Here is a 9,485-nt window from a genome sequence, read left to right on the forward strand (position 1 = left end):
CCGCGAACCGGCCGGCGAACTGCTGAACGACCTGCTGAAGATCATCGACTACGAAGTCTACCTGTTCGACCAGGACGACCAGCGCGCGGCGCAGAGCAAGTGGAACAACGTGCTGGAGTTCGCCGCCTGGATCGCCAAGAAAGGCGAGGAAGACGACAAGAACCTGTTGCAGATCACCCAGACCATCGCGCTGATCACCCTGCTCGAAGGCCGCGAGGAGACGGAACCCGACGCCGTGCGGCTATCCACTTTGCACGCCGCCAAGGGCCTGGAATTCGGCCACGTCTTCCTGGTCGGCGTGGAAGAAAACATCCTGCCGCATCGCGACGCGGTGGACGAAGGCCGCCTGGAGGAGGAACGCCGCCTGATGTACGTCGGCGTCACCCGCGCACGGAAATCGCTCACCCTGTCGTACTGTTCGCGCCGCAAGCGCGCACGCGAATCGGTCGCCTGCGATCCCTCGCGCTTCATCGACGAACTGGGCGACGACGTGCGCCAACCGGAGAAACCCACCACCGCAGAAGCCAAGGCCAGCGGCAGCGACCGACTGGCGGCATTGAAGGCGATGCTGGGGTAAGCCTGAATCCAATAGAGCATCCATTTACAGTCTGCTCAAACCCGCCTATTGTTGCGCATCGCGCAACACACTAAAATACACCGCATGATCGCCACGTTTCGACACAAGGGCTTGAAGCGGTTTTTTGAGTCCGGAAGCCAGGCAGGCATTCAGCCATCGCATGCAAAACGTCTGCGAATGCAATTGGCCGCGCTGGATACGGCGCAGACGATTGATGACATGGACATTCCGGGCTTCCGCCTGCATCCGCTTAAAGGTGAGGATCGCGGCCGCTGGTCGATATGGGTGAATGGAAACTGGCGTATTACGTTTGAGTTTCAGAGTGGAAATGCCCACGTTCTGGATTACGAGGATTATCACTGATGACCATGCACAACCCCCCGCACCCCGGTGAATTCATCCAGCAAATTTACCTGGAGCCCAACGATCTGAGTGCCCGCGAGCTCTCGTCCCGGCTCGGCGTTGCCGCCTCGACCCTGAATCGCATTCTGAAAGGCAGCAGCGGGATCAGCCCCGAAATGGCGCTGCGCTTATCCAAAGCGCTTGGTCGCTCGCCGGAAAGTTGGCTCGCCATGCAGGATAGTCATGACCTGTGGCAAGCCAGACAGGTTGTGGACTTGCGCGATGTCGAAAGAATCAAGTTCAGTGCTGCATAAAGCCCATACGAATCAGGATCGTTGCCTCGTGTAACGGAGAACCTCCAATGGGTTGGAATTCGGCCACGTCTTCCTGGTCGGCGCCGAGGAGAACATCCTGCCACCACGGCAGATGCCAAGGCCAGCGGCAGCGGCCGCCTGGCGGCGTTGAAGACGATGCCCGGCCAGTAAGCGGGTCTGTGGCTGCCATCGTCCTGCTACTGGCATACGTACCTCGGCCTGAGCTACGTCCAAAATCAGCGGTAGAACCGCCATCCAAACATTAGGAGCGAATGCCGGGTCATCGGCCATTGCTGCCGCTGGCGTTAATTCAATCGAGTGGTCGGTGTCGTGCAGGTTACTGCCTGTTGATAGTCAACAGGACGTTGGCAGTACGTCTGAGTGCGAGACATGTCGGCTGGTTTGCCTGCCGAATAAGCTCCTCGTCCGCGACAAAGCGTGGTGATGACCATGTTTGCCGCCTGCGGGTACTGGAACAGCACGTGGACACGTTGTTCACCGCCCAAGGTAAATATTCACCTCGGCAGCCGATCGCCTAGTTCGGGCCCACACAGTTCACATCCAAAGTCCCCGGCAGATCGCCAGCCTTCGCGAGGAGCAGACCCTTGCGGCCTGATCCGGATGGAATAGCAAGGTCTCCTAGGTGCTCGTAGTCGGCGCCAAAGACATGGCTTTCAAACCCCGGCAACGAACCGATGCGTACTGCGCTTCCAGGTGCGGGAGCCTTGCCGGCGAGCCACGTGACGCCAACGCTACCTTCATGTCGCGTCCAGACGCGACCAGCCGTCACATCGAAGGAACTCACGAATTGCTTCCACAGGAAGTGGGTTTCAAGGCTCGGCCAGGTGGGATCCTGTCCAAGGTCCTCAACTGTAGGGCTCCTTAGCCACAATAACAGTTCCGAGGCCTTTGTGAACTCGCCGCCCCCATCGGCCACTGCCTGGATAGCGGCCAGTCTTGAACCAAAGCCCGCCCGCATGAGATAAGACGCGGAGTGGTTCATTGTTCCGGTTTCTACGGCCGCGACTGCGAGACCGAGTTCGTAGGCTGAAAGGTCCAGCTCTTCTCCAAACGGATTCACGTGCGCAAGCCCCCGGACGCGAACAGCTTCCATACCCCATGGCAGCTTGTAGATCAGACTCTCTTCGATAAACCTGAGTACATCTTCTGTAGACCCACCGGGCAACGTCGAGATTGGCTTCCCTGAAAGCCAAACGGCCAGCACCTGCTTCCAGTTGTCGGGCAAGACTTTCGGCACGAACGGTGGAGTTGAGAAGAGGATCTCTGCAAGCGCAGTCAGCGCGCCAACAGCCACGTCAGGCGCCTTCGCAACAAGTCCGGCATTTGCCGTGATCAGGAGTTGCTCCAGTTCCTTTGCCTTGGCGTCAAGTACCAATCCCGTCTCCAGCCCCACTCCGGACAGAAAGTAGCCGCGCCGCTGTGTACTCGTGGTGTTATTCCAAATCACTTTTGCACGCTCCGCGAACACTTTGTTCAGAGCATCTCGAATCGGCTGCTCACGCCTTGCAAGAACGCGGTTGAACAGCGAAGACGCCAATGCTACTTCCAGGTGCTTCTCGATATCGACGTAGGCAACTTCTTGGTCGCCGAGCAAGCTCAAAATTGCCGTGTCCAGACTCGTAAGGTAGCCCTGCCATTTGGTCTTTTCCTTGGCCGAGTCCTCCTCTAACTCACCCGCAACTTCCGGAAAGGCCCACGCCCCATTTCCAGCAACGTACTCCAGAAGCTTTCCAATGTTTTTGGAACCTATCTTCTCCCCCATTCTCAGCAGCATGGTCACTATCAGTCGAAATAGGCCGCTCTGCATCTGACGGCCTGTATGGTCGTCGATGAGCGCCTTCCAACGTGCTTGATTTTTCTGCTGATCCTTGAATATTGGCAGTAGCACCAATCCTTCGACGTCGATGTAAGCCCGGCCGGCTCGTCCCACGACGTTGCGGAACTCTGAGATTTCAATGGACTCGCCGTATCGAGTCAGCCCGTGAAAGACAAGAGCGGTGGCTGAGAGATTCAGTCCTTGTGCAAGAGTCGGCGACGAAATAGTCACCTTCAGGACGCCGGCTTGGAGCAGTCGCTCTACTTCCTTGCGATACGGCGAGGGCAGCGCACCATGGTGCACTGCCACTCCGAGCTTTAGGCACTGAAGAAGCACATGGTCAACCCCGAGCCATTCGGCACCAATGGCAAGTGCCGAGTCAAGCGCGTCAGGGGCCGCATCGAAGACCGACACGAGCGCCCCGCGCGCATGCAAGTCAACGATCGCCGTCGCAAACGGTTCGACCGACGCGCGCATTGGACAGAAGATGAGGACTGTCTGTCCATCTTCCAACAGTCGCCAGGCCGTCGCCAAACACAACTCCCGCTGATCCTTTGGGAAGGGCGTCGTTCGCTTGCCGAGCGGCGGCACGGCAGCAGTGAAAAACTTCGGGACGAAAGGCTTCTCGTCACCAACTGATAGACTGAGTCGGGCACTCCCGTTCTTCCAGTTGATTTCGCCGAAGCGAAGACGAGTCGGCCGCCACTTCTTCTGAATCAACCCATCAGGCTTGTCTGATGTCAGCCAACCAACGAAATCATCAAGCTGTTCTCCCTCCGGGAGGATCGCCGAGAGACAGACGATTCGCCTCGCCGCGGCATCCGGGCGCCGCAAGAGCCGTTGAATCTGCACCTCATAACGGACTTCACGCTCGTTCAGTCCAATCATGTGACCTTCGTCCAGCACGACAAGGCCAACATCGTCCAGAAGATTCGGGTCGTTGCGCAACGCGAAGTCCAGCTTTTCCGGCGTCGCCACGATGATGTCGCGCTCGCGCAAGGCATCAATGTCGGAACCGCTGGCGCCGATACTTCCGTAAAGGCTGGACACGGTCTTCCCCAGCGGCAGAAAAGTGCGCTGCAGCGATGTTTCGGTTTGAGCGGACAGTGCGCGCAGCGGAGTTACAAAGACCACTCGCTTGCTTGTCGCCAAACATGCAAGGATGCAAAGTTCGGCGATCCGCGTCTTCCCCGCGCTTGTAGGAAGTGACAGAACTAGGTTGGCATTCAGCTCCAGAACTCGTTTGGCCGCGTCGACCTGAGAGGGCCACAACTCAATCTCAGAACGACCCCGGCGGTACAGCGAGGCACTGAAAACACTTCGCAGCTCTTGCCATTTCGCCTCCGATCCGTCTGGTGCGCCAGCGAGGGGGAGTCGCGCATGGAAGCTCATGTCCCATAGGTCCCTGAGCAGATGGCGCGCGAGCTTGTGTGACCACCATTGATTCACGAGGCTGAATTCGGCCGCGCCCTCCAGTCCCACTGCCAGCCGTGCCAGAGCGGTATCAAGCAAGGCTACCTCTCCTCGTTCAAATGCAAGCAGGGCCGTAGCAAGTGCGCGCAGGAACCCATCAGTCAGCGCAAGATCCAATGCCTCCATCGGGGCTGAGGCGAATGGTTCCTCCCCCTCGCCTACATGATTGTCCTGATCCGCGTCTTGGTTCTCGGTATTCGCATTCGCTACCGCAGTAGCCACCAGCGCCCTCAACGACTCATCCGACGCCCCGCCAGCGGTCCCCCAGTTCATGATTTCCTGGTCTAGGCCGTCCAGGTCTCTCATCATCAGTCGCCCGAGGCATCGCTCTACGGTACTGAGATTCGCCCCCTGCATGCCCGCATACAGCAACGAGTAGGCCCTGGCCGAGAATCGGCCAAGGTGGTAGGAGGCAGCAGCCACCAACCGGTGAAAGTCACGCTCTGGGGTGATGGCGCCCCTGGCGGCGACAGATTCGAGCGCCTCGCCTGCATGCTCGAATGCAACTCTTGCGGTCTCTTCGTTGCCCTGCCCATCGACAAGCCGGAGTCCGTGAGACAGCAACGAGTACCCATACGCCAGCAAGTCATAGCTGAGCACCCGTGAAAACACCGGCGCGTTAGGAGGAAGTTCTCCGTCGCGCCAGATCATGGCCCTGGACTGGCCACGCGCCAGGAGTTTTTCCCGGAAACCAGGTGTTACTGCCTCATTGATGCTCGCCTCTAGTTCAGCGGTACTAAAGGACATTTTTCAGCGCCTCCTCAAAGACCGACTGGATGAACTCCTGGTGTGTACCCACCACTACGCCAACAGAAATTTGCTCCATAGCACCCTTGTAGCCCACCAGATCATCCGTCAGCTGTTTCGCCGGATCGTTGCCGGAAAGGATAAAAATCATGTGCGTAACCCGGCTCTGTGGCAGTTGCTCATCAAGTTGTGCCTGGTCGAGTAAGTCTGTCATTGCCTTGTCACCCATTTCGAAGTATCGCGTAGCCATGAATGCCATAGCATGCGCGGAGGGACGACCGTTGTTCGCTGCCAACGCGTTCCTGGCATCTTTGATCGTGGTCGCGTTGAGAGTCTTGCGACTTTTTGCCTCCCCCTTCAGCACCAACAGATTGCCTTCATCATTCACAGCAAAGGCGAGAACGTCTTCTCCCCGCATCGCCATGTTCCTGTGATCTTTCCATCTAAGGCGCTTGACATGTAACTTGAACTCAGTGAACTCGGCCAGATAGGTAACGCCGAGCACCTCTCCGAGATCGCCGGACCTCACTGACTTTGAGGTAGGTAGTGAGGTCTCAATGAATTTGGCGGTCTTCGCCTTACCCAACTTGTTCATGATGTCCGCAAGGCGATCCTCAGATGTGTATTGATCTGGAATCGCCTCTGAGACGACCTTAACCGCGAAATCGATCTTTCCTGCCTCCGCAGTTAGAACTTTCAACTCCCAGCCGCCGACTGGCGTCGTCACGGCCGTGCACCACTTGTCGAATTGCGTCACCTACGTCTCCCTAATTCCGTTCTTCTTCGCTTATCCTGCACGGAGTTTCCATACCTAAGATGGTCCTTAGATCTCGCAGCGGCGAGGATGTGCATGATCTACTTCAACACAGTGTATCGCTGCGAAGTGGCAATGGTGGTCACATCGCCGAGGGACTGCTTCGGGTTGGGACTGCCGGACGTTGTTGATGGAAGCTGTCGTTTAGGTCCTGTGACTATCAACGACAGTAACCTGCACGACATCGGTCATTCGATTGAGTTAACGTCAGCGGCAGCAAAGGCCGATGACTTGCCAACCATGCCAACTCAGGCGCCGACAGCTTATTAAGGTACACCGGTCGTCTGGGAACACATGGTTTCGGCGCACTCTGTGGCCGCAGTTGACCGAACGGCGTCGCTCAAGAGCATCGGCGACGAAGGATGACAACCACAAAAAATGGGACGCCGCAGCGTCCCATTTCATTCCAGCATCCGATTGCGGCAAGCCGCCGATCAGTTGACCTTGGGATCGAGTTCGCCCTTGTCGTAGCGCTTCTGCATGTCTTCCAGGTTGAAGACCTTCTTGATCTTGCTGGCCTGGCCGGCTGCGCCGAAGGCTTCGTAACGGTCGCGGCAGATGCCGCTCATGGCAGCGGTGGCTTCCTTGAGGAACTTGCGCGGGTCGAAGTTGGCCTTGTTTTCGGCCAGGTGCTTGCGGATGGCGCCGGTGGAGGCCATGCGCAGGTCGGTGTCGATGTTGACCTTGCGCACGCCGTTCTTGATGCCCTCGACGATTTCGCTGACCGGCACGCCGTAGGTCTGGCCCATGTCGCCGCCGTAGCTGTTGATGATGGCGAGCCAGTCTTCCGGCACGGAGGACGATCCGTGCATGACCAGGTGGACGTTGGGGATGCGGGCGTGGATTTCCTTGACGCGGTCGATGCGCAGGACCTTGCCGGTGGGCTTCTGGGTGAACTTGTAGGCGCCGTGGCTGGTGCCGATGGCGATCGCGAGCGCGTCGACCTTGGTCTTGGACACGAAGTCGGCGGCCTCGTCGGGGTCGGTCAGCAGCGCGGAATGATCCAGCACGCCTTCGGCGCCGTGACCGTCTTCCTCGCCGGCCTTGCCGGTTTCCAGCGAGCCCAGACAGCCCAGTTCGCCTTCGACGGAGACGCCGCAGGCATGCGCCAGTTCGGCCACTTTGGCGGTGGTTTCGACGTTGTATTCGTAGGTGGACGGGGTCTTGCCGTCGGTGCCGAGCGAGCCGTCCATCATCACCGAGCTGAAGCCGGACTGGATGGAACGGAAGCAGATGGCGGGGGAGGCGCCGTGGTCCTGGTGCATGCAGACGGGAATGTGCGGATACATTTCGATCGCGGCGAGGATCAGGTGGCGCAGGAAGGGCTCGCCGGCGTAGGAACGGGCGCCGGCGGAACCCTGCAGGATCACCGGCGAATCGACGGCGGCGGCGGCCTGCATGATGGCATGCACCTGTTCCATGTTGTTGACGTTGAACGCGGGCAGGCCATAGCCGTTCTCGGCGGCGTGGTCGAGCAATTGACGAAGGGAAATCAGGGCCATTTACACTCTCCTAGAGGTTAAAAATTTATTGCGGGAATTCAGGTTTTTCTGGAGTCGCCTACACGGACGATCTTCATGGTATTGGTGCCGCCCGACTGACCGATCGGCTCACCGATGGTCAACAGGATCAGATCGCCGTCACGCACCGCGCCGCGGCGGCGCAGCTCTCCCTCGGCTTCCGCCAGCAGGACATCGCGCTCCTTGCTGGCCGTCTTCAGGTTGATCGGGTAGACGCCGCGGAAAAGAGTGACTTTTCTACGGGTTTGAACCTCGGGTGTCAAGGCGTAGATCGGCACCCGGGTCGACAGACGGCTCATCCACAGGCAGGTGTTGCCGGACTCGGTGAGCGCGGCGATGGCCTTGATGTTGAGGTGCACCGAGGTGAACACGGACGACATCGCGATGGCTTCGTCCGGACGCAAAAAACTGTGGTCGAGACGGGCGCCGGAGAAATCGGGCTCGGCTTCCTTTTCCGCTTCCAGGCAGACGCGGTCCATCGCCTGGATCGCCTCGACCGGGAACTGACCGGCGGCGGTTTCGGCCGACAACATCACCGCGTCGGTGCCGTCGAGCACCGCGTTGGCGACGTCGGACACCTCGGCCCGGGTCGGAATCGGGCTGGAAATCATCGATTCCATCATCTGGGTGGCGGTGATGACGACCTTGTTGCGTTCGATCGCCATGCGGATCATGCGTTTCTGCAGCGCCGGTACCGCAGCGTCGCCGACTTCCACGCCGAGGTCGCCGCGCGCCACCATGATGGCGTCGGACGCTTCGAGGATCTCATCCAGGTTTTCGATCGCTTCGGTGCGCTCGATCTTGGCGACCAGTTGGCTCTTGCCGCCTGCGGCGCGCAATAGTTCGCGCGCCTGGCGCATGTCGGCGCCGGAACGCGGGAACGACACCGCCAGGTAATCCGCATTCAGGGCGGCGGCGGTCTTGATGTCCTCGATGTCCTTTTCGGTCAGCGCGGCGGCCGACAGCCCGCCGCCCTTGCGGTTGATGCCCTTGTTGTTGGACAGTACGCCGCCCTGCACCACCTTGCAGACGATTTCCGTGCCCTTGACCTCTTCGACCCAGAATTCGATGCGGCCGTCGTCGAGCAGCAGGGTGACGCCCCGCTTCACGTCGTTCGGCAACTCCTTGTAGTCGAGGCCGACGCGGGTCTGGTCGCCCAGCACGCAGGCGGCATCGAGGATGAAGGTATCGCCCTTGTCCAGGGTGATCTTGCCATCCTTGAACTTGCCGATGCGGATTTTCGGGCCCTGCAGGTCGACCAGCACGCCCACCGCGCGGCCGCGCGCGCGCGCCAGCGAGCGCACCAGTTCGGCGCGGTCGATATGGTCCTGCGCCGTGCCGTGGGAAAAGTTGAGGCGCACCACGTCCAGGCCGGCTTCCATCATGCGATCCAGGGTCTTGGGATCGGAACAGGCGGGGCCGAGGGTGGCGACGATTTTGGTTCTGCGGATCATTGTATGGGTGAGGCGTGAGGAATGGGGGGAAGTGTAAAGGGTAAGGCGTTAGGGGCGAGGCAACAGGCTTGCGCCCGTTACCTCACCCCCTCACGCCTTACGCCTCACCCGCGAAGGCTTAGCCCTTCGCGCGCTCCTCCAGAATCGCCACTGCGGGCAGGACCTTGCCTTCCAGGTATTCGAGGAAGGCGCCGCCGGCGGTGGAAATGTAGCTCACCTTGTCATAGATGTCGTATTTCTGGATCGCCGCGATGGTGTCGCCGCCGCCGGCCAGGGTGAAGGCGTTGGTGTTGGCGATCGCCATGGCGATGGTCTTGGTGCCTTCGCCGAACTGGTCGAACTCGAACACGCCGACCGGGCCGTTCCACACCACGGTGCCGGCCTTCATGATGATGTCGGCGAGTTCC

At 59.6% G+C, this 9,485-nt stretch carries 9 protein-coding genes; 4 read left to right on the plus strand and 5 right to left on the minus strand.

Translation table 11 applies throughout. The features are described 5' to 3' along the window. From Q0L94_RS13555 to Q0L94_RS13565, 3 genes are all read left to right on the plus strand, one after another. Positions 1 to 577: 3'-5' exonuclease (locus Q0L94_RS13555; protein WP_296754013.1), on the plus strand; the 577-nt coding region annotated here is incomplete at its 5' end. A gap of 84 nt (positions 578 to 661) precedes the next feature. Continuing rightward, on the plus strand, positions 662 to 940 hold the full coding sequence (locus Q0L94_RS13560) for a type II toxin-antitoxin system RelE/ParE family toxin (protein WP_296754015.1): 279 nt from the start codon (positions 662 to 664) through the stop codon (positions 938 to 940). Further along, a complete protein-coding gene (locus Q0L94_RS13565) occupies positions 940 to 1,233 on the plus strand; it encodes a HigA family addiction module antitoxin (protein WP_296754017.1) in 294 nt (97 codons plus the stop codon). The genes Q0L94_RS13560 and Q0L94_RS13565 overlap by 1 nt, the downstream gene beginning before the upstream one ends. 535 nt (positions 1,234 to 1,768) lie before the next feature. Here the strand turns inward: Q0L94_RS13565 and Q0L94_RS13570 are convergent. After that, on the minus strand, positions 1,769 to 5,290 hold the full coding sequence (locus Q0L94_RS13570) for a DEAD/DEAH box helicase (RefSeq protein WP_296754019.1): 3,522 nt from the start codon (positions 5,288 to 5,290) through the stop codon (positions 1,769 to 1,771). Continuing rightward, positions 5,280 to 6,047, minus strand: coding sequence for a Hachiman antiphage defense system protein HamA (locus tag Q0L94_RS13575; protein ID WP_296754021.1), 768 nt, complete (start codon positions 6,045 to 6,047; stop codon positions 5,280 to 5,282). The genes Q0L94_RS13570 and Q0L94_RS13575 overlap by 11 nt, the downstream gene beginning before the upstream one ends. 93 nt (positions 6,048 to 6,140) lie before the next feature. Here Q0L94_RS13575 and Q0L94_RS13580 point away from each other — a divergent pair, with 93 nt between their 5' ends. Beyond that, the gene (locus Q0L94_RS13580; protein ID WP_296754023.1) at positions 6,141 to 6,374 is read left to right on the plus strand and encodes a hypothetical protein; all 234 of its coding nucleotides are present in this window, start codon (positions 6,141 to 6,143) and stop codon (positions 6,372 to 6,374) included. Positions 6,375 to 6,538: 164 nt separating this feature from the next. Here Q0L94_RS13580 and fba read toward each other — a convergent pair whose 3' ends face one another. The 3 genes from fba to pgk all read right to left on the minus strand — a co-directional run. Beyond that, a complete protein-coding gene (gene fba / locus Q0L94_RS13585; protein ID WP_296754024.1) occupies positions 6,539 to 7,606 on the minus strand; it encodes a class II fructose-bisphosphate aldolase in 1,068 nt (355 codons plus the stop codon). Between the two features lie 38 nt (positions 7,607 to 7,644). Beyond that, positions 7,645 to 9,078, minus strand: coding sequence for a pyruvate kinase (gene pyk, locus Q0L94_RS13590; RefSeq protein WP_296754026.1), 1,434 nt, complete (start codon positions 9,076 to 9,078; stop codon positions 7,645 to 7,647). 118 nt (positions 9,079 to 9,196) lie between these two features. Then, positions 9,197 to 9,485 (minus strand): phosphoglycerate kinase (gene pgk, locus Q0L94_RS13595; RefSeq protein ID WP_296754028.1); only part of this gene is annotated, 289 nt, incomplete at its 5' end.

Source organism: Thiobacillus sp. (genome assembly GCF_024708915.1).